Here is a 21,371-nt window from a genome sequence, read left to right on the forward strand (position 1 = left end):
AGATGATAAAGAATTTTCATTTAGCGCTGAAAAACGACGCTTTAATACATTACATGATTACTATCCAGAAGCAGTTTGGGAGAAAGAAGTAAAAGGGGACCTAGCCCCATTAATAGATAGTTCTTTTGATTCACTTTCCGTTGATCGTTATGGTGTATATCCTGTGTACGGCATAGGAAGCCTAGAAGATATAAAAAAAGACGTGCCGAGTTACAAAGATGTTCAAACAGGCATCAATAGTGTTATTCATTTCAAAGAGGAACGTTCTAGCAAAACTGAAGAAGCACTGATTAAAGAAGTTGTTTCTTTCATTCAAAAAATAAACGAGAAAGGGATTAAAAATATCGAATTAACGTTTTCATTAAAAGAACAAGAACAAGAAGAAGAAAAACCCGAAACATTTTACATTACAATTCCAAGTGATAAATTAAACTCCATTAAGACGGAAGATGATGTAAAAAAATATATTCAAGTATTTTAAAAAAGAAAGTAACAATAACGAAGAAGAACTTAGTATGTTCATTCAAAAAAGTTTAGAAGATGAAATTAGAGTTATTCAGTTTTTTAACTTACTGATGCTTTAGTTCAATTAGGTTGGTAAAATATTACGCTAAAAACGCTCAGAAAAATATGAGCGTTTTTACTTACCTTATATATTGCTAATTTACTTTTAAAATGTATGCTAATTAGTTTATACATTGTTTTTAGCATTTTTCTCCCCATTTTCCGAACCCGTTAATTTAATAAGCCTGTCTTTTCCGGGAAAAATAACATTTTTTCTTCATCTCTAAGTGTCTTAACCATATAAATATAGGGATGTTCATTAATTTGTATTACTTTCTCTTCCTTATATCCCATTCGTGTGTATAGTTTCTTTGCGTTCGGATTATCTTTGGCAACATTTAAAGAGACCTTCGGATACCCCTTTTGCAATGCCGTTTTTTCTGCTTCTTTTAGGAGCATCGTTCCGATTCCATAGCCCCGGAACCGATCATCAACACATATGGTGTCTACGTAATAATCCCCTTCATCAGCTTCTTTATCTAAGAAAATCTCATCATCCCTTCTTTTCTTTCTTAATCGTTTCAAGATAGGCTCGTCCAAACGAGAAGCATCTTCTCCTGGATAGGTTATGATAATCCCCGCTACTTCCCCCAAAATATCGGCAACAATTATATTCTGAAAGCTAAGACGATTATTCTCTTCGCGAAAGAAATGTGCCAGCGTTTCACGGATATTTTCTTTCTTCGTTTGTCCTGTCAGTTGCTCGGCAATATCGGTTATGGCGATATGAATAAGCTCAACAGCTTTCTTAGCATCCTTTTTCACAGCACTCCTAAACTTCAATTCATCAGCAATAATTTCCTCCCAAGTAACCCCATAAGGTGCACCACCATCCGTGTAACCCGCAATATAATAAAAAACATCATCTGATTCATTCTCAAAAAAATCAATTTGGTTACGGCTTTTTGTTTTACTTCTTTTTTTCAATTGAATTCCCTCGGTTCGTTTTCATTGTTGTGAGTACACGTTTTAACACTTCATATATTAAACTTTAAAATAGCATAACATACGAGATTCCCAAGTGAATAGGCATTGATATTATGTTGACGTAGTAGAAATGGCGATAAAGAAGTCTACCCACAAATTGTAGAAAAGCGTTCGAATCGTTGATAAATCTATTTTAGATAGATAGTTAATTGATACTGGTGGTCGGGGTCGAAATGGCAGTCAAAGTATTGATTTAATAAGATTTTGTAGTTGCAATGCGTAAATACTTCTATTGGTAGAAAAAGTCTTGAATACATTCATAAAGAATGAATAGTCATGACAATTAACGAATGCTCTCTCGTTTAATAAGCTTTTTGCACATTAGGCGAGAAGTAAAATTCCGAATATTTTTGTGTCTGTGCAAGTATTACAAATAAAAACGACGACTCCGAAGAATCGCCGTTAACCATATTCTAGACCTTTGCTTTTGGCAGTGGCTTCTTTAGCCACTCGTTATAGAACGTATCGATATCTGGTTCAAAATCAAGTATGATTGGGTACCAAGGAGGGACTGCTTCAACTTCCAGCTGTGTTGCACATCCTGGGCAGTAATATTCGCGAATGACTTGCCACTCTGGATCTGGGGACATTAGTTTAGGATAAATTTCGTTCATTTTCTCCACTGTGTCCCGAACAAAAACCCTAGCATGCAGCTTCCAATTTTCTTTATAATCACAGAATTCATGACCGCAATCGCATTTGACGATACGATTTCCATCTGCTTTTTGCACAATATATAAATGTAATCCGTATGGAAGCAGGATTGGATCATCCCAGCTCACACGGTCTTGTAAAACTTCTCGATAAATTTCGAAGCGCTCTGGGTCTTTATGGCTCGACATCATTTCTTTGAGTTGATAAAATTCTAATGTCCCGTCAATCAACTCGCCAATTCTTTTTTTATCGTATTTTGCCACGTTATTCACCTCATTGTCTCATTTTTTATTTTTTTGCTTGAATCGGTTGATATGAGCTCCCATTGTTGGCACCCCTAACTCATCTTCATAAATCATCCATTCTTCAGGAATGTTCCAGAAGCTCTTGAATTCATCGGTGAACTTTTCGCTTAAAGCAAAGCTTTGGGCATACATATGTCTTACTTGAATCGCAGCATCTTCGTTCATAATTTTGGTTCTTTCGCCTTCCATCCATTCTTTCGTTGGCGCACTACGCTCTAAACGTTCTTTACGGATTGCTTGGCGTTTTTGTTCAGTAGCATCTAAATCAACTGTGTAGGTCCCGTTTTCTTCTGTAAAGACACATCCATACACTTTTTCTGCGTAGCGAAGTAAGATATACTTTTCATTTAAATCATTCTCTACCTGCTTAGGATTTCTTTCAAGCGGATCGCCAAATCCTGGGCCCCCACGAAGATAGTTCATAATCACATCGTAATCGCCAAATTGTTCTTGTGTAGACACCGCTTGCCTGTCACGGTGGATAACCTCGGCTTCCATATTTTCTTCATATGTTGGGTTATCTGGATCCACATCTCCGCCTAATGGGATTGGTAGCCCTTTTTCAATTCTTTCTTTTATGTTTGTCTTGTTTGCCTGGAACCTGTATCCTGCAGATGCTGGATATCCGCCCATTAATCCACAGTCTGTTGCCATAACGCCTGCACCTGCGACGAACATAACCCATTCTTGAGCTCCCCAGCCTAAGCGAAGTGACTGCCAGCCGTTCCCGCCGCGGTATTTACCAGACCCGCCAGATCCTGGCAAAATTTGCCTTCCTAAGAAAATGAGTGGTTCCAGCAGTTCCCAAATTTCCATATCCCCCATGTCACCCTCTGGATTCCAGAGTGCGGCGGAATGACTGATTCCATCTTGAACAGCACTTGCCCCAACCCCGCAAGAGGAGGTTTCAAAGCTATTCATGGCGGATAATTGACCGTATTGATCATATCCTCCACCCATCAACCAGTTAGATGTATGTGCATTACCAGCGTTTACTTCCTCTAAATAACCTCGACCAAAATAAGATCGACTCAGTCCGCGCCAAAGTGGAGACCATGCCGCCACAAGCGCATGCCATGTATTTGAATGGGCAGTACGTATGTCATCTGGGTTAAACCATGACCCGTACGGAATTCCAAACTTACTTGCATAATAGGCACCATCATTAATTCGGTCATTTGGTACAAGGGTTTGTGACAGCATGACCCATATTCCGCTCGTGATCGAAACTGGTGTGGCATTGAACGGGTGCCAGCCCCAGCGGTTTGCTCCTTCAAAATCAATTTCAAGCTTGGCATCTTTATGAACAGTGATTTCAGAAGGTGTATGAATAATCGTATTTAACTTTGCAAACGAAGGGAGATCCAAATCCTTAAAAGGCACATCTACAAATGAAGCTTGACGATATTTTCCTGGGATTAATGTTGTCTTTACCTGATTCACGAAGCCACGACGTCCATCTTCAATAATTTCACGGATAAATTGTTTATAAGCGTCGACTCCCTCTTCCTTGATTACATCTAAGACAAGGTCACGGATCATATGACATCCAGCGATTCGTGTTTTTTCATCAAGCGTCCAGTATTTAACCGCACGGACTGATCTTGTGCTTTCTAGTAGCCAGTCTTTCGATAACTTGTCATTTTGCCCGATTTTTCGACATGTGACTTGATAACCATCATCATACCGTTGGACTGGTCCCATCGGCATACTTCCTGGAGCAGATGCTCCTGTATCAATTACGTGAGTCACACCACCTACCCAGCCTAGAACTTCCCCTTCCCAGAAGATCGGTACGAGTGTGTGAACATCACATGTATGAACATTTCCTACATGGTTATCGTTATTACAGAAAATATCTTTATCGGCAATTCCAGGGTTTTCCTCATATTCGTTTTCAATCATAAATTTAATCGCAGCACCCATTGTCCCTACGTGGATAATAATCCCAGTTGATGTAACAATCGAATCGGCTTCAGGTGTGTATAAACTAAAGCACAATTCACCTTCCTGTTCAACAATTGGCGATGCAGCAACCTTTTTTGCTGTTTCCCTTGCATGAACCACTCCACCACGAAGCTTGGAATAAATTTTTTCAAAACGAATCGGATCGGTTTCTTTAAATGGAAGCGTCCTTAAACCGGCATAATACCCAGTTTCTTTACTAATTTCATCCATTTCTTTTCGCATTTGCTTTAGCGTTTTTCCATCCCAGCCAATCGGCTTTTGCTGTTGTTGAACATCCGTAACTGTTTTCACCAAATTCGATACCCCCTTAAGATTTGTTAAAAGATAAATCTTTTACTTGATCTCCTTTAGATGGAAGATCCGGTTTTCATCAAGATAGGCCTCAAACCCTAGCGGAACGACCAATGTGGTTGCTGTTGATTCAAGAATGGAAAATGCTTGAATCCGGTTACCGGGTAGTAATTTTTCCATTTCATAAATATTGGCTTGTATTGTTTCACCATTCCAATAAACATCGCGATGTCCTAGAAACGCTTCTGCAAGCGGCGTTTCACCAGCTAATGGTTCCTGTGGAATATGCGGTTTTGCCACCTCAACAACACCACGAACAATCGCGCCTGTGATCGAATAACCAAGTTCAGGAGAAAGCGCTGATTTTGCATAAACACGCGAGTATGTCTCTTCGAATGATTGAATAAGTGTTTCCCAATCATCGACCGACTTAAATGCCGAAATTGGCGCCTCAATTTCGAGATCATTCAATTGACCTTGGTATTGCATCCGGTAAAGCAGTCGGAAATCAACTTCTTCCGGTGAATAATCATTTTTCTTGAATTCCTCTGTCACTTTTGTCTTTAATTCATCCCATGCTGCCTGCAATTCTTGACCAGCTAGGATAATATCGGAGTCCTCTGCCTTTTCAGCAACATTTAGATCTAATGTTTTGTCATACCGGTATTCGAAATCTGCTGCACCACAACCAAATGCTGAAAACCCGGCTGCCCAAGCAGGGATAAGAACATCTTCAAAGCCCAACCCTTTCGTATAGCCTGCCGTGTGCAACGGCCCTCCGCCGCCGTACGAGAAGCAAACGTATTGAGCAGGTGAATACCCTTTTCCAAGAATCATTGATTCAAGGTAGTTACGCAACTGGGATTCTAATAATTCAATCACTCCGAATGCTGCATCTTCAACCGTTAACCCTAGTGGATCTGCAATTTGAGTTTTAACTGCTTCATAGGCTTTTTCCTTTGATAGCTTAATTACTCCACCGATGAAATTATCTGGATTTATGAGACCAAGAACGACGTGACAGTCAGAAACCGTTACTGTATCAACCCCTCCCTGAGGGTTACAAACACCAACACGGGATCCTGCACTATCTGGTCCTAATGTAATATTTCCATAGTTTGGATCGATTCGAACAAAGCTACCTGTACCTGCACCGGTTGTATCCATAGAAACAAGTGGCAATGACAGGACAAGGCGAGCCATGTCAGGACTTGCATTAATAGCTAAATCTCCTTGTGTGATTAAACCAATATCGAAGCTTGTTCCCCCAATATCGGAACAGGCAACATTTTTTAAACCAAGTTGTTCTGCTAGATATTTAGCTCCGACCATTCCCCCAATCGGGCCAGAAACGCAGGTTCTTGCTAATTCATTTGCTTTTATACTGATCGTACCGCCATGACTTGCCATAATCCTTAGGTCAAAGTCAGTACCTACTTCTTTCAATGCTTTATCAATATTCTCTAATGTTTTACGGGACGGTTCTGCGGCATAGGCCTCGACAATCGTCGTATTTGTTCGATGTGATTCCTTTCTTACGGGATAATAATCGACCGTTGCGAAGACTTGTATATCTTTATTTGCCTTTTTTACAATTTCCTCAGCGATATCTCGAATTTTTCGTTCATGAGCAGGATATTTATAGGAGTGCAGCAAACTAATAACGATCGCTTCTACGTCCTCATCAATCAGTCGTTGAATCGCTGGTTCAACTTCATGCTCATAAAGCGGAATGACAACGTTGCCAAAAAGGTCCACCCGCTCGGTTACCCCAACAGTCCATTTACGTGGAACAAGTGGAGGATCAAAATGATGTGTATTCACATGGATTCTATCGGAATAGGAGTAGCCAAGGAAAGACTGAAGCCCACGACCCATTCGATGGTTATCCTCCATTCCTTTATTAACCACTAATCCCACACGACGCCCTACCCGTGAAACGAGACGGTTAAGCATCGCAGTCCCAGAATAAACCCCAGCAAGTAAGTTCGGAAACTCCTCTTCAATTTTCGCATCCCATTGACCCAAAGCGTCTTTAGCAGAGTTAAATAGTCCAATATGTTCATCTAGCGGGGTTGTTTGTGCCTTCCCTACGACAAAATCCCCTTTTTCATCAATAATGAACGTGTCTGTCATTGTACCGCCGGCATCAATGGCAAGAATTTGAGATTTGGCCAAATAAAACTCTCTCCTTTCAAGTGGTTGTATTTTAAATTAACAGCAGGTCATGTTTTCATATGTATGGCTTATTTTGCTGTTGCCTTTAATAGTGCAAGTTGTGTGCCAACAATAAAATTTCTACAAACCTTCTATTAAATAATCCTATAAGGAAGTTTTTAAATTCAACTGTAGCATTTTGCAACATCTGTAGCGATACAGATTGTTTTCTTGATACAGACTAATAGACTATTGAATTACATGTAGGATTGGTTTAATATTTTCAATATACTGACATTTTAATAATAAGGATAATCTATTTTTCTGTTGTCGGTTTCAATCCTCTTAGTCGAACAATTATAGTGAAAATGTTCCAAATATATGTTGAGGAGGTTAATGAAGTTGTTAAACCCTTTTCTCTCTATTTTTTCTACAGAGGATTTGCACAGTAAGGTAGGTGAATTAAAACAGAATTGGGAACTATTTATGACTAATCCTTCAGACAGTATTCATCTAGACACTGTCGTCCGCCGTGAAATCCTTAACTCATGGAGTCGATGTCAAACAATTGGGTTAAATCCAGAACAAAAACAAGCCAGAACAGCGCTTACCTCATTAGAATTAGAACAACTCCTTTCAGAATCCGACCTTTATCGTGCGGCCAAACCTATTATTGATACTATTTTTGATAAGTTAATTGGGACAGGGTATTTAATTACACTCAATGATGAAAATGGAAAAATGATTTATTTAAAAGGGGAACCAGATATTATTAGGAAAACGGAAAAAGTAAATTTTTCACCAGGAATGGATTGGAGTGAAGACGCAGCAGGAACCAATGCAATCGGAACTAGCATTGTTTCCAAGAAGCCGATTCAGGTTTTTTCTGCGGAACATTTTTGTGAAGGTTTCCATCAAATGACCTGTTCTTCCTCACCTATTTTTCATCCATACACAAAAAATGTCATAGGAGCAATCGATTTTACTGGACTTTGGCCAAGCACACAACCACACACCCTTGGATTAGCAGTATCCTTAGCACAGATGATTGAACACCAGCTTCTTTCCATTTATAAAGAGAAATATTATCAATTGGAGGAATATTATCGTCAATGTGCCTTCAAATGGAGCGATAATCCTGTTCTTGTCTTTAGTGACGACTACGTTATTGTTGATGGCGACGAACAATTACTAAATGCCTTTAATTTTAAAAAAGGCATGGTACTCGAAAACAAGCAACAAGTTAAAAAATTTTTACAAACCCCAGTTCATTTCATGGATAAAACTGAAAACTATCATTTCATCAACTTGAAATCGATTATTTTTCATAATAAAGAAATTGGTTATGTTTCCATTTTCAAAACTAAAAGCATCCCGTCAACAAGTGTGCCCACAAGTTCAGTAAATCACAATTTAGTCGGTGAATCCCCTGAAATAAAAACGATTTTACATAAATGCCGGCAGATTGCATCCATCAACACCCCTGTCTTGTTAACCGGTGAAACAGGTACGGGTAAAGAGGTGATCGCAAGGTATATTCATGAGGTAAGTTCAAGAAAGGATAAGCCTTTTATTGCCATTAATTGTGGTGCGTTGCAGAAAGAACTCATCGGCAGTGAACTTTTCGGTTATGAAAGCGGTACGTTTACTGGTGGAAAAAAGGACGGGAAAAAAGGGAAATTTGAAGAAGCGTACGGTGGGACAATCTTTTTAGATGAAATCGGAGAAATGCCACTTGATTTGCAAGTGCATTTACTAAGGGTACTTCAGGAAAAAGAGTTTACAAGATTAGGTTCATCAAAGACGATTAAAATTGATGTAAAAGTAATCGCCGCCACAAACCAAAACTTGGAGACAATGGTTAAAGAAGGTCAATTCAGAAAAGACTTGTATTTTAGGTTGAATGTGATTTCGCTAAAAGTACCCCCGTTACGTGAAAGGAAGGAAGATATCATACCGATCAGCAATTATTATTTAAATCTATTTGCAAAGAAATATCACAAAGAGTTTTCCTACCGTTTAACCGAGAAAACAAAAAGATTCTTTTTGAACTACGAATGGTTAGGTAATATAAGGGAATTAAGAAACGCAATTGAACATGCAGTGATTTTTAGCGACTCTATTGAAATTGAGAAAAAACACCTGCCAGAGTATTTAGCCGTCCTAAAAACCAAACTATTTCTTAACGAACATGAGAATTCAAGCCTTTCTGTTATCGAACAAGCAGAAAGGCAGCAAATTAAAACCCTTTTAGTTCAAACAGGCTGGAATATTTCAGCTGTTTCAAAAGAAATCAAAATGGCAAGATCCACCTTATATCGTAAACTTAAAAAATATAATCTAACGGATCAACGGATAATAAAATCTTAAGAATAAGGCACCCAAATTGTGAACTTACTCGGGTGCCTTTAGTCTTATGGGCAGGCTATAGATACATTTTTATTTGGATACTCCATACCAAAAATACAGTCCAAGCTTTTTCAAAACGATTTAAAAAAGCATCATAAATAAATGCTTTCAGTAAATAATCCATCTATCAAGAAGAAAAAAGCTGAATGAATCGTTTTTTCAGGTATATCCCGTCCCCAATTACTCCTCTAACACTCGTATCATATCTTCCTGATGCTCCTTTGCCAATGCATCATTCCATCTCTCATTCTCATAAATCAAACTCATCTTCAATGAATCTAACTTCACTCGATTATTGTTAATAAAACGTTGACGTTACTGGATGTATATATTTTTTACATATTCAGTAAAGAGCAAAAAACACTCACGAACATTGTTTTATCAACATTTGAGAGTGTTTTACCGTTTCTTAATTTAACTTGTTTGTCCCCATGATATTCTAATACAAATTCCAATACCAAAGAATCCAAATCAAATGCATAATCATAATACTTAATAGTGAATAATGCAAAAGGCTAATTATGCTCCAATATCTCTTCCACCAAAGAAGAACCGTGAAGATGAGCATTGCAAATCCCAAGATAGTTAAAAGATAGGGAATGACATTTAAAATTGGGCTCCATGCAGGTACAATGCCTAATGCTTCTTTTGGTAATTGGTAGACTGGATCGACTCCTCCAGACATGGCAATTCCGACCACTAAAAACAACAGGAGAAGCCCCGCTGCAATGGCCAATCCCTTCCCCAAATCCGCTATTTTATGTTGAGATGTTTTCCTTTTCCTTCGTATCAATGCTTTTATACCCCAATATAAAAGACTTCCAACAAATAATAAGATAACCAGGATCAGAGATAAAAAGGTAAAACCGCTCGACGCATACCATGGTGTTTTCGAATAAGACATCGGACCATCTGTTGTAAGCATTATTTCCCCATGGGGATCTGTTTGAAATACGATTGTTCGAAATTCACCATAAGCATCAATCGAATGTCCTTCTCTCATGTTTTTGTAAATACCAGGTTCTATTTCGACAAAGCGATTGGTTTCTCCGTTGTGGGTAACGACTAAATCTCCAGTGTCATCTAATTGGACATGGATCATTCCCATTATCAGACTGCCAATCCTATCCTCATTCGTAAAGCTTTTCCGATTTTGATGATATTCACCGACATATTGGCGTGAACCCTCTCCACTCATAGGCGTGACGATAACACTCTCGTCCGACGGAAAATAATGATCCATGAATGACTGGAAAAGCTCTGTATGAGTGAGAAAGTTGTTTCCACTATACGAGATAAATAGACCGATATTTTCATTAGGTAATAAGTAAAGTCCCGTATCAAACAATGCCGTACTTCCGCCATGATGAAGAATTCTTTTGCCATTCATTGTCTTTTCCATAATCCCTAAAGCCATCCCATCTAATTGGGCATAATGGGTAAACTGTTGTTGGAACATTTGCTGAACGGTATCCTCTTTTAGAATCCTTTCTCCATTGAAACTTCCACCCTCAAGATAGGCTTGCATAAACTTTGCCATATCAATTGCCGTGCTACTCATTCCCCCTGCAGCTCCAGGTACAAACTCAAAACTTCCTTCTTGAAATTCTCCATCAATATATCTATAAGCCTGTGCTAGATTAGTAGATAGTTCCTTTGGTAATGGTTGCCCGAACGTACTGTAGTTCATGTCAAGAGGCTTAAAAATATTCTCTTCAACATATTCGGAATAAGGCATACCCGAAACATGTTCTACAATATACCCAGCTAAGGCCGTACCATAATTCGAATAGGCGAGCACTTCACCGGCAGGAAATACACGTTCTGGCATATATTCACGCACATATTGATCAAGTGGAGGCATCTCTTCAGCGGTTAGCCTAAAGATGGAACTCGAATAATCCTCAAATCCAGGTGTATGGGTCATTAAATCTAAGAGAGTAATTGGCTTTGGTTGTTCTTTATTCGGGCCCACTGCAAGTTTAGCTGGAATTTCAAAATCTAAATATTGATTAATATCCGTGTTAAGATCAAGCTTTCCTTGCTCGACAAGCTGCATGATTGCCGTCCAAGTGAAGAGCTTGGATACGGACCCTATTCGAAACATTGTTGTTTCTGGATTTACCTTTACTTGCTCCTCCATATTGGCAAACCCATAGCCTTTTTCAAAAACGACTTCCCCATCAGCTACTAAGCTAACAACCATATTTGGAATGTGTTCTTCTTCCATTTTTTTCTGTAAGAACTCATCCATGAACGTTTCAATATCTGATAAGTCATTAACACTAGCAGCAAAAGACGAATGACTATCAATCATCATTAAAACAAAAAGCATACAAGCAATAATGGATGTTTTTATTAGTTCCAAGCCGGTATATCCTCCTTTTTTAGAATTATGTCTCTTTCTTCTGTAAATAAGCAGATCTAATCACATCAGTAGCCATACTATCTAATAGCTCAACTCCCATTTCTTCGTTAAACTCTTCTGGAAGCATTCCACTCGCTACCATGATTGAAAGTCCTGTTGTAAAGATTCGCATTTTTAATAAAATGGTCATTAGCTCTTCATCAGAAAAGGCTTCCAGATCTTCATCACCTTTCATTTGTTCTACCAACCCCTGCCCCATATCTTGATTATAGTTTTGGGTATAATTGTTTTGATTCATGACAAAGTCCCGAAAAAGAACTGGATATTCTTTTGCAAATCGGAGGCTAGCTACCCCAATATCATGGAAGGGTTTCCCAGAATTCTCTTCGGATAAAAGTTGATAACTTAATTCAAATACTTTTTGCATTACGGCTTCCGCTAGCTCATCAACATTATTGAAATTTACATAGATAGGCGCTATCGAGCTTCCCAAATGATCAGCCACTTTTCTAATCGTAATATTGGACATCCCCTCTTTCTTTGCTATTTCAAATGCAGCTTCAATTATTTGTTGTTTAGAAAATTTTTTTTTCGGTGCCATTGTTCTTTTCCTTTCCCAATATAAATCATATGATATAAAACAATAGTTATGTATCGTTGATTATATAATGATTATAAAAATAGTAAACCCCTTTTCTGAAAAATTCAGAAAAAGGGTTAGAATGACAGCGTATAATGGTAAATCAGTCAAGACGATAAAATGAGGTCAATTATAAATTCTGTTTAAACTGTTCCGCAGAAAATTGAATTATAGATGCCAACTTTATACTTGTAAATTTTTATAATGCTGGATCAGCAAATCTTGAAACGTACGAGCTGCTAAAGATAAATAACGCTTTTCTGACCATGACAAATAATAGGTTCGGTTGCAAACAGGTTCCTGAATGTATAAAGGATGAAATAGATTCTCTCTTTCTAATAAAGTTTCTAACCAAAAGGCCACTCCGAGACCTGAGTTAACTAATTCCTTTATTGTTTTTGACTCATCCGCTTCATATACAACATTCGGGGTAAAACCTACTTTTTCACATAACTCATCAGTAGTTTCCCGGAATGAATGTCCCTTCTTAAAATGGATGATAGGTTCATTGGCGATTTCACTCAACGTGATATTCTGTTGATTTGCAAGCCGATGTGAAAGGGGGACTGCGAGTAAAATTTCTTCAGTCTGTATTGGTAAGTTGCGAATCCCTTTTCGTTCAATGGGCTTGCAAGAAATACTGAAATCAATTTCACCATTTTCGAGTAATTGTTCCTTCTTTTCTAACGTGGAGACTTGTGAAATTCTAAAATGGACATCAGGATATGAGGATCGAAATGAGTTTATGGAATCAGAAAAATACGGTAAAAAAGTTGTGTCTATAGAAACAGTTCCTCGCTCTAATCCTGCCATATCCACAATTTCCCTTCGTCCTTCTTCCAATGCGTTCAGTGCAACTTCCACTTTATTTAAAAAAACTTTCCCATATTCATTAAGTGAAATCTGTCTCCCTTGGCGATCAAATAATGGTACACCAATATCTTTTTCTAACCTCGCGATGGTCTGACTAAGAGCAGGTTGAGTAATATATAGTTCTTGTGCTGCTTGTGACAAATGCTGTAACTTTGCAACCTTTTGAAAATACCTTAGTTGAAGTAAATCCATTTTGAACACTCCTCTTTCATAAGTTTAATCTTATGATTGTATAAACAAATATACATTATTAATTATATATACTGAACCGTAAAATGAAGTTATCACTAATCCGAAATAATGGAGGAAAGGTAAAGTGGAATTATCAATTGTACAAGAAACTCGAATCATTCGTTTGCTTTGCTTACTTGTTCCATTTGCAATAATCAATAGTTATATGTTGAATGTGGCTTTACCTGATATATCGGCTCAATTTGGAATAACAACTTCCACTACCAGTTGGGTTGTAACCGTGTCTGGTATCATTTCTGCTCTCGGTGCCCTTATTTATGGAAAGTTAGCAGATTATTTTGGGATAAGAAATCTGGCATCCTTTGGAGTGCTCATGTTTTCAGTCGGTTCCATCTTATGTTTTTTTACGCCAAATTTCCCAATTTTGATTGTTGGGCGAATTATCCAAGGAATCGGTGTTTCCTCTATCCCTTCTTTAGCTATGGTGATACCCGCTCGCTATATTAATACTGAACGTCGAGGCAAAGCATTAGGTATTATCGCGTCCACCATGGCATTTTCAGGGGTGATTGGTCCTATTTTGGGCGGGATTCTCACCGGATATTTTCACTGGAGATATTTATTTCTTTTCTCAACTTTCAGCTTACTAACATTACCTTTTATTCGTAAATGGTTACCTAATGAAGTCCATAAACAAAATGGAAGAATAGATATTTCAGGTGCAGGATTAATAATTGCTTTCATTATTTGTTTAATGGAAGCTATTACCCTATTGAATTTATGGTTGCTTTTAGGAGGTTTATGTTTCTTTATTTTATTTCTTATTCAACAAAAGAAAAAAGCAGATCCATTTATTCCATTACATCTATTTCGAAATGCTTCCTATCGTCAAGGAATAATAATGGGTGTAATAAATACCTCTACCAATTTTGGTGTTTTCCTAATTACCCCTATACTATTCAACCAAGTTTATGGATTAGAGGGACATTGGATTGGATTTCTATTAGTTCCTGGTGCAATCGTATCCGCCCTGTTAGGGAAATATGGTGGATCATTGGCTGACAAAAAAGGAAATCGCTATGTATTAACAATATCTATCATTGTACTTAGTATCGGCTTTCTGTCCCTCTCCACTTTCGCAGGATACACATCTTGGAGTATCTCCATTTTCTTGATTCTTACAGAAGTCGGATATATTTTTATGCAGCCTTCGCTAGCCAATTGGGTGTCCAAAAATCTATCACAAGAATCTTCAGGAATTGGGATGGGTGTATATAGTTTGTCGAATTTTTTATCAATTGCCCTGTGTGGCACTGTCATTACCAAAGTAGCGGAATTTGACAAGCTGCCTCCTATAAATCCACTATCCGCACTTGGACAATCTGGGATTTATAGTAATATATACTTCGTTTTTTTTGTACTCACATTGTTGAATTTGCTTTTATTGTACAAATTTGTATATCGGCCTGAACAAAGACTTTTTAATACATTCATACAAAAGTGAATTTCATTTAAGAAAGGATTTGATCCGTCATGTTACCTCAGTTAATGAAAGTAATTCGTGTCCACCAATACGGCGGTCCAGAAGTACTAAAACTAGAAAGGGTTCCTATCCCAAATCCTGAAGTTGGTCAGGTATTAATTCATGTTCATACAGCTGGAGTTCTTCCGTATGATTGGAAATATCGCCAAGGGTACTTTAATGAAAGTCGCCCTGCAAGTTTCCCTTATATTCCTGGGTCATCTTTCGCGGGAACCGTGGAGAAAATTGGTCCAGATGTACATGATTTATACAAAGGTCAGGAGGTATTTGGTCGAAGCCTGTTTGGAACATACGCTGAATATACAGTGGCATCCGCAGAAGGACTTATTCTAAAACCTGCTGCATTAACCTTTGATGAATCCGTTACAATACCAGGAAGCGCCGTGACCGCGTGGTTAACCTTATTTCGTGAAGGAGAATTAAAGAAAGGTGAAAAGGTACTAATTCATGGGGGAGCTGGTGGGTTCGGCATGATTGCTGTCCAATTGGCCAAATGGAAAGGTGCACATGTCATTTCAACCTGTTCAGCAGAAAATATTGACTTTCTGTACTCATTAGGAGTTGACACTGTCATTGATTATACTTCTGAATCATTTGACAAAATTGTCCGGGATGTGGATTTAGTTGTTGATACCGTGGGAGGAGATACGTTAGAGCGTTCTTGGGCCGTTGTAAAAAAGGGAGGAAAACTTCTGTCGTTGGTAGAAGACACATCAGTTGAAAAAGTGCATATGTTTGGGTTAAAACCAGTAAAACCGTTTTCCATACCTCTTCCAGAAGAAACTAAAAACATTTCTCAGACCATTTCTAAAATGATCGTTGAGAAACAGATTAGAATTATAATTTCAAAAAAATTTCCGTTAGAAAAGGCACATGAAGCACATAGACTCAGTCAACAAGGACATGGGCGTGGTCGGATTATACTCAAAGTTTAGTGAATAAATTCAGTCTAAAAATGACTTTTGAAGACAGCCCATCTAGGTAAGGATATACATTGCTCAGCCTTATTTACGACAATAGGATTCCGGCAAAACAAATAACACTCACAAACATTGATGTATCAATATTTGCGAGTGTTTTACTGTTTCTTAAATTAACTCGTTTTTACCTAAAGGTACCGGTGGACCGTTCTCAACATAATTCCCTACTCAATATGTAAGTCCAAAATTATATTGATACCTATTCCCTGCTTTATCCTGATATGTATAAGATGGATCCTCATCATATCCTGGTACATCACCTGCTTCTTTGTTTACTGCTTCTTGACTTGCAGGGATTGTGATAGGAAGTCTTCCAACAGGATTAAATTTTCCACGGATCATGTCTACCACTGCTTCTGCTTTTGTACCAAACGTTCCTATTACAGCAGCTGCATTTGGTTCAATTGTGTTAATAAGCCATGGATTGGAAAAATTAATTGCCGTAATAGTAGGAACGGTCTGTTGAATTTTTACGATTCGATCTACTTGCTCCACACCAGTTTCCGGACCAATCACAACAGTTGGCTTATTGGCAAATAAGTCTTGAAATGGTTGGACCCAAACAAAGGCTTGCGTCGCATCTTTTATATTATCCACGATTGTAATAGAACGATCGTGATTTCTTATTTTTTGTTTTAATTTCTCTGTTTCTTGCCCATTTTCTCCTCCTGGGAACATTTCAACATAAAGTCGAACACTGGAAATTATTTTATCTTGTAATGGCAGTAGATTACGATCATTTCGCATGAGAACAACCGACCTGCGATGTGCTTCATCTGCAACCTTTTGGGATTCTGGATTATTTGCAATAGTTAATGCCTTATCTGGATTCACATATGGATTTTCAAAAAGCCCTAATTTCATCATTTCCGTTAGGATATAAGTGGCTGAACGATTAATCTGTTCTTCTTTCACTAAGCCCTGATTTACAGCATTTATAATCGGTTTTGGATTTGGTACCCCAGAAAAAATATTAGTTCCTGCATTGATTGCTTTGGCAAACCGCTGTTCTAACGATAAATCCTGTGCACCCCACGCTCGATCAATCACCGCACTTGTATCTGAATTAACATAACCTAAGTACTTCAATTCATCTCGCAAATATCCATTAATAAATTGTTCATTTAGTGCAAAAGCAACCTCTTCAAACTGCTGATTTTCACTAAAATGTGGTAATCCTTGTTCAGCGCTTTTGTTACTTGGGTATGCATAATAAGGCATAATAGAAGTTGTCTCTGCTTCTATGGCTGCCTTGAACGGTGGAATATGATACTTTAACAAGCTACCAGGGGTTGGATATATATTATATTGTCCTTCTTTAAAATGAGGATCCCTTCCCTCTTCTCGCGCTCCCCCACCAGGGAAATGTCTCGTTGTTAATGACACACTGTTTTCATTTAATACATCACCTTGAAAACCTTTAATCACATTGTAGACCATGCCTGATACAAGTTCTGGATTCTCCCCGAATGTTTCTTGATTTCTTGCCCATAATGGGTCTGTTGCAACATCCGCAGAATAGCCGTACATCTTTTGGATTCCTGCAGCTCTCCATTCTTTCGCAGCTATCTCACCAAATCTTTTTACCATACCCGAATCACGTGTGGCCGCTAAACCTAAAGTATCTGGCCAATAAGAAAACTGTCCAGGCTCTTCAATAACAGGAATAGTTAAAGGATGATTTCTCGGATTAGAAATGACTACGGCAGGAATTCCTAGTCTTGAAGCCTCAGCTGCTGCTTGTAGTTGATTCGTATGGTTCGCAATCACATTGGCACTCGGCATTTCTCTATAAATAAAATAACGGGTATGCTGGTCAAGAAATTTGTTGGGTAACACTAACTTACCATCCTGAATTTTGGGAAATTCATTAATCGTAAGTATCCCAACCTTTTCTTCTAACGTCATTTGAGACAATACATCTTCCACCCGCTTTTCGGTAGACAACTCCCAATTTTCGTATGGGTCAAGTTTTCCATTATTATTTAAATCTCTAAATCGTTTTCCCCCAATTTTTAAGATAGCTTTTGTTTTTGTTTCAACATGCACATTTTTCTGTGCCTGAACCCCTAGTTGTCCAATTGGTAATACCAATACAAATGCCATTAAACATAGAACTATATTTCTTATGTATCGGGAATACATCTTCTTCACTCCATTTATGGTTGATATAATTCTTCATTAATATCCCTTTTTTGGAGAAGATTATCCAACTGCTAAGGAGGAATTTAGGAAAGTTGAAAGCCTTCATTTGCCTGTCAATTACAGAGTGTAATGGTACTACCAAGTTGGACTTTTACCAACTAGCAATTAATAGCTTTCTTGGCACGTACAAAAAAGACAGGCAATAACCTGTCTTATCTTTTTCGATCATAATATTTTATAGTTTCTGTGTGTTTTAAATGCTAAAAATCATTAATAATACATTTAAAAATTAGTTTGATTGGATACACCAAAAAGGACCTTAACTATCTGAATCAATAGGAAGCTTTTTGATTGGTACTACGATGTGATAGCTTGAATCAAGGTTGTGAATGTTCTCAAAAACTTGAATAAGTTCAATATCAGAATCCTCGATTTCTTGTCTTGTGATTTTTAAAAATCTTGCAAAGTCAGTAATCAAGACATCTCCAATATCAAGTAGATCACCAGAATATTTAAATTTAGCACAAAATAGTTGTTGGATATCCACTGTGAAATAATTTGGTTTATCGATTTTTATATATTGTGGAATCCCGACGAGAACCTTGAATTTGGTTGAGTTTGGTTGGCAGTTTGAATAGATGACATAACAGGAACTACTTATTGTTTCATCGATACTATCTACAAGCATTTTAGAATTAGACCGAATCTTTTCCTTGAAATCATTTGTTGATATATCAACTTCAAATACAAATCCACTTAATCGAATTGAATTGAAATGTGTTAAGGTAAAATCGGTAACAATATCTCCATTGATGTTTTTAATTGGTCTTTTTATTACTGGTGGAATATCAACAAGGGCTATAGTCTTTCCATTCTTCCTTAGAGAGTTTGGGGATATACCATATTGATTTTTAAAAGCACGGGAGAAGGACGATGGGGTTCCAAAGTTTAATTGAAACGCAATATCTGTTAATGATAGGTTTTTGATTTGAATTAATTTCAAAGATGTATTTAATCTTCTAGATAGTATGTATTGGTTCAAGGAACAGCCCATTATGGCAGAAAAAAGTCTATGAAAATAGTACTTCGACATATTAAAGGTATTTGAAACAGAATCCAATGATAAGGGCTGGTTCAAGTTGTTTTCAATATGTAGTAAAGCTTTTTCGATTACTTCATAATGTTCCATACAATCACCTTACTTTAAGAATTTTTAGATATTTTATACCCCAAATGTACTATATGCAGTTTGATTCGTAAATAGTTCAAATGAGGAATATCTAATCCTAACTCCAAATTCACCACTTTATTTAGAGCAACAATTAAAGTTGGGAAAGTATAAGGCAGGAATGATTTCGACCAAGGCCATATTACAGCAAGATTTGGAAAGTAAAAGTAAGTATTAAGTGTTAAGTTGTTATTATCAAATATAAAAAGAAAGATTGGGTTATTAACCTAAGGTGGCTGAAGCTTTTGAAACTGGTCTATAAGGAACATATCAACTTATTATAATATGATTACGGAGGTAAACAAATGAGTGAAAAAAGGAATATAACAGCAGAGAATCTAATTCATTGGGCAGGCTTATTTGCAATATTGGCAGGGATTCTATATATCGGCATTCAATTTTTCCACCCGGTGGAAAATCTATCTTCTATCAACACAAATTTATGGGTAATAGTTGCATCCTTAACCATGGTTATGTCCATTTTTAATTTAGTTGGGATTCTAGGGATCTACCTAAAGCAAGTAGAAGAAACTAGATTGCTAGGGCTGATCGGATTTGTAACCTTTAGTCTGTTTTGGCTAATTTCCATTACTTTTAGTTTCATTGAAGCTTTTGTCTTACCGTTACTTACAAACGATGCTTCAAAGTTTGTGGCGGGTATATTAGGAATATTCGGTGGAACCAAAAGCGAGGTTGCACTTGGTATTTTTCCAACATTAGCACCAATAGCAGGGGTTCTGTACATGTTTGGTGGACTTTTACTTGGAATTGCAACCTTTCGCGCTAAGATCCTACCACCCATGGCAGGTATCCTACTTTCCTTTTCAGCTGTAGTAACCCTTGCTGCCGCAGTAATCCCTCATCCATTCGATAGGATTTTGGCAGTACCGATGGGAATAGCTTTAATATGGTTAGGATATGCACTTTGGTCGGGACGTAACAGAAGTAATGGAAAGTGATTTTAAGGTTTTCTCCATTATTCCGTTAAAGGAACTGTGATGAATCCGCATCACCAATCTGATAAAAAAATGAAATTTACACAATAGGCATTAATTCCACTATACTCAGGCTTGAGAAATCGTTCACAAAAATCGCTGTAAATAGACTAATAGGGACTAGTGAAACTTCATTAGTACAGTGTAAATTATTAAGTAACGAAACAACATTTTCTTGTGTGAAAGTGGTGTTAAATAAATTCAAATCCTACTTTTTTCAGCTTTTTTACCTACAAAACAAAAAACACCCACAAACATTGATGTATCAACATTTGTGGGTGTTTTGTCATTTAAAACGTTTTTGATTTGTTCTTAAGATACCTGAGGCCGGACTCGAACCGGCACGCCATCGCTGGCAGTGGATTTTGAGTCCACCGTGTCTGCCATTCCACCACTCAGGCATATATAGAAAGAAAAAAGACATCAGAAGATGCCGAGAACCGGAATCGAACCGGTACGGTAGTCACCTACCGCAGGATTTTAAGTCCTGTGCGTCTGCCAGTTCCGCCACCCCGGCAAGTCATAAAAAAGCACTTACATTCATTTTTAAATAATGGAGGCGGCAACCGGATTCGAACCGGTGGTAAAGGTTTTGCAGACCTCTGCCTTACCACTTGGCTATGCCGCCATTGGAGCGGAAGACGGGATTCGAACCCGCGACCCCCACCTTGGCAAGGTGGTGTTCTACCACTGAACTACTTCCGCGAATTATTTAATTAAATAATTAAAATGGCTGGGCTAGCAGGATTCGAACCTACGAATGACGGAGTCAAAGTCCGTTGCCTTACCGCTTGGCTATAGCCCATTGAAGCAGCTATATGAATCCTCATAGATGAAAATTCATTAACCCTTGAATATAACAAAAAGGGCGACTGATGGGAATCGAACCCACGAATGTCGGAACCACAATCCGATGCGTTAACCACTTCGCCACAATCGCCATAATTAAATTGGCAGGGGTAGTAGGAATCGAACCCACACCAAAGGTTTTGGAGACCTTCGTTCTACCTTTAAACTATACCCCTACACTAAGAAATGTTACAATTATTTTTAAAATGGTGGAGGGGGACGG

The 21,371-nt window shown here is 37.9% G+C and carries 14 protein-coding genes and 7 tRNA genes; 5 read left to right on the forward strand and 16 right to left on the reverse strand.

Annotated elements, in window-relative coordinates; all coding sequences use genetic code 11:
* Positions 1–481: hypothetical protein (locus V7097_RS20475; protein WP_335705498.1), on the forward strand; the 481-nt coding region annotated here is incomplete at its 5' end.
* A 254-nt stretch (positions 482–735) separates the two neighbouring features.
* On the opposite strand, the gene V7097_RS20480 is transcribed toward V7097_RS20475, so the two are convergent.
* From V7097_RS20480 to V7097_RS20495, 4 genes are all read right to left on the reverse strand, one after another.
* Entirely contained in the window at positions 736–1,491 is a 756-nt protein-coding gene (locus V7097_RS20480; RefSeq protein WP_335705499.1) for a GNAT family N-acetyltransferase, read from the reverse strand.
* A 473-nt stretch (positions 1,492–1,964) separates the two neighbouring features.
* Entirely contained in the window at positions 1,965–2,468 is a 504-nt protein-coding gene (locus V7097_RS20485) for an acetone carboxylase subunit gamma (protein WP_335705500.1), read from the reverse strand.
* A gap of 18 nt (positions 2,469–2,486) precedes the next feature.
* Positions 2,487–4,769: a hydantoinase B/oxoprolinase family protein gene (locus tag V7097_RS20490; protein ID WP_438824263.1), complete on the reverse strand. Its 2,283-nt coding sequence runs from the start codon at positions 4,767–4,769 to the stop codon at positions 2,487–2,489.
* A 42-nt stretch (positions 4,770–4,811) separates the two neighbouring features.
* Positions 4,812–6,947, reverse strand: a complete 2,136-nt coding sequence (locus V7097_RS20495; RefSeq protein ID WP_335705502.1) for a hydantoinase/oxoprolinase family protein — start codon at positions 6,945–6,947, stop codon at positions 4,812–4,814.
* A gap of 381 nt (positions 6,948–7,328) precedes the next feature.
* Between V7097_RS20495 and V7097_RS20500 the strand changes: the two genes are divergently transcribed.
* A complete protein-coding gene (locus tag V7097_RS20500) occupies positions 7,329–9,296 on the forward strand; it encodes a sigma-54-dependent Fis family transcriptional regulator (protein ID WP_335705503.1) in 1,968 nt (655 codons plus the stop codon).
* A 478-nt stretch (positions 9,297–9,774) separates the two neighbouring features.
* Here the strand turns inward: V7097_RS20500 and V7097_RS20505 are convergent, their stop codons facing one another.
* The 3 genes from V7097_RS20505 to V7097_RS20515 all read right to left on the reverse strand — a co-directional run bounded on the left by V7097_RS20505 (position 9,775) and on the right by V7097_RS20515 (position 13,408).
* A complete protein-coding gene (locus V7097_RS20505; RefSeq protein WP_335705504.1) occupies positions 9,775–11,703 on the reverse strand; it encodes a serine hydrolase domain-containing protein in 1,929 nt (642 codons plus the stop codon).
* Between the two features lie 25 nt (positions 11,704–11,728).
* A complete protein-coding gene (locus V7097_RS20510) occupies positions 11,729–12,304 on the reverse strand; it encodes a TetR/AcrR family transcriptional regulator (RefSeq protein WP_335705505.1) in 576 nt (191 codons plus the stop codon).
* Between the two features lie 222 nt (positions 12,305–12,526).
* Positions 12,527–13,408, reverse strand: a complete 882-nt coding sequence (locus V7097_RS20515) for a LysR family transcriptional regulator (protein ID WP_335705506.1) — start codon at positions 13,406–13,408, stop codon at positions 12,527–12,529.
* Positions 13,409–13,532: 124 nt separating this feature from the next.
* On the opposite strand from V7097_RS20515, the gene V7097_RS20520 reads away from it, so the two are divergent.
* Together V7097_RS20520 and V7097_RS20525 are read left to right on the forward strand one after the other, a co-directional pair.
* The gene (locus V7097_RS20520; RefSeq protein ID WP_335705507.1) at positions 13,533–14,912 is read left to right on the forward strand and encodes an MFS transporter; all 1,380 of its coding nucleotides are present in this window, start codon (positions 13,533–13,535) and stop codon (positions 14,910–14,912) included.
* Positions 14,913–14,941: 29 nt separating this feature from the next.
* Positions 14,942–15,886 (forward strand): NADP-dependent oxidoreductase, encoded by a 945-nt coding sequence (locus V7097_RS20525; RefSeq protein ID WP_335705508.1) that lies wholly within the window; start codon positions 14,942–14,944, stop codon positions 15,884–15,886.
* A 213-nt stretch (positions 15,887–16,099) separates the two neighbouring features.
* On the opposite strand, the gene V7097_RS20530 is transcribed toward V7097_RS20525, so the two are convergent.
* Together V7097_RS20530 and V7097_RS20535 are read right to left on the reverse strand one after the other, a co-directional pair.
* Positions 16,100–18,076, reverse strand: coding sequence for a glycoside hydrolase family 3 protein (locus V7097_RS20530; protein WP_335705509.1), 1,977 nt, complete (start codon positions 18,074–18,076; stop codon positions 16,100–16,102).
* Positions 18,077–18,395: 319 nt separating this feature from the next.
* A complete protein-coding gene (locus V7097_RS20535; RefSeq protein WP_335705510.1) occupies positions 18,396–19,265 on the reverse strand; it encodes a helix-turn-helix transcriptional regulator in 870 nt (289 codons plus the stop codon).
* Between the two features lie 344 nt (positions 19,266–19,609).
* Here V7097_RS20535 and V7097_RS20540 point away from each other — a divergent pair, with 344 nt between their 5' ends.
* Positions 19,610–20,263: a hypothetical protein gene (locus V7097_RS20540; RefSeq protein WP_335705511.1), complete on the forward strand. Its 654-nt coding sequence runs from the start codon at positions 19,610–19,612 to the stop codon at positions 20,261–20,263.
* Between the two features lie 354 nt (positions 20,264–20,617).
* Here the strand turns inward: V7097_RS20540 and V7097_RS20545 are convergent.
* The 7 genes from V7097_RS20545 to V7097_RS20575 all read right to left on the reverse strand — a co-directional run bounded on the left by V7097_RS20545 (position 20,618) and on the right by V7097_RS20575 (position 21,324).
* Positions 20,618–20,700: transfer RNA gene (locus V7097_RS20545), tRNA-Leu, on the reverse strand.
* A 30-nt stretch (positions 20,701–20,730) separates the two neighbouring features.
* A tRNA-Leu gene (locus V7097_RS20550) sits at positions 20,731–20,816 on the reverse strand.
* A gap of 37 nt (positions 20,817–20,853) precedes the next feature.
* Positions 20,854–20,927 (reverse strand) — tRNA-Cys (locus V7097_RS20555).
* A gap of 2 nt (positions 20,928–20,929) precedes the next feature.
* Positions 20,930–21,004 (reverse strand) — tRNA-Gly (locus V7097_RS20560).
* Positions 21,005–21,029: 25 nt separating this feature from the next.
* Positions 21,030–21,104: transfer RNA gene (locus V7097_RS20565), tRNA-Gln, on the reverse strand.
* 62 nt (positions 21,105–21,166) lie between these two features.
* Positions 21,167–21,239: transfer RNA gene (locus V7097_RS20570), tRNA-His, on the reverse strand.
* 11 nt (positions 21,240–21,250) lie between these two features.
* Positions 21,251–21,324, reverse strand: a tRNA-Trp gene (locus V7097_RS20575).
* Positions 21,325–21,371: the final 47 nt, after the last annotated feature.

It is taken from the genome of Bacillus sp. JJ1562, assembly GCF_036962705.1.
GTDB lineage: Bacteria > Bacillota > Bacilli > Bacillales > Bacillaceae_L > Ferdinandcohnia.

Coding starts and splice junctions, on each gene's coding strand:
- V7097_RS20510 (WP_335705505.1), bottom strand. CDS start 12,304: ATGGCACCGAAAAAAAAATTTTCTAAACAACAAATAATTGAAGCTGCA.
- V7097_RS20515 (WP_335705506.1), bottom strand. CDS start 13,408: ATGGATTTACTTCAACTAAGGTATTTTCAAAAGGTTGCAAAGTTACAG.
- V7097_RS20535 (WP_335705510.1), bottom strand. CDS start 19,265: ATGGAACATTATGAAGTAATCGAAAAAGCTTTACTACATATTGAAAAC.
- V7097_RS20525 (WP_335705508.1), top strand. CDS start 14,942: ATGTTACCTCAGTTAATGAAAGTAATTCGTGTCCACCAATACGGCGGT.
- V7097_RS20540 (WP_335705511.1), top strand. CDS start 19,610: ATGAGTGAAAAAAGGAATATAACAGCAGAGAATCTAATTCATTGGGCA.
- V7097_RS20530 (WP_335705509.1), bottom strand. CDS start 18,076: ATGTATTCCCGATACATAAGAAATATAGTTCTATGTTTAATGGCATTT.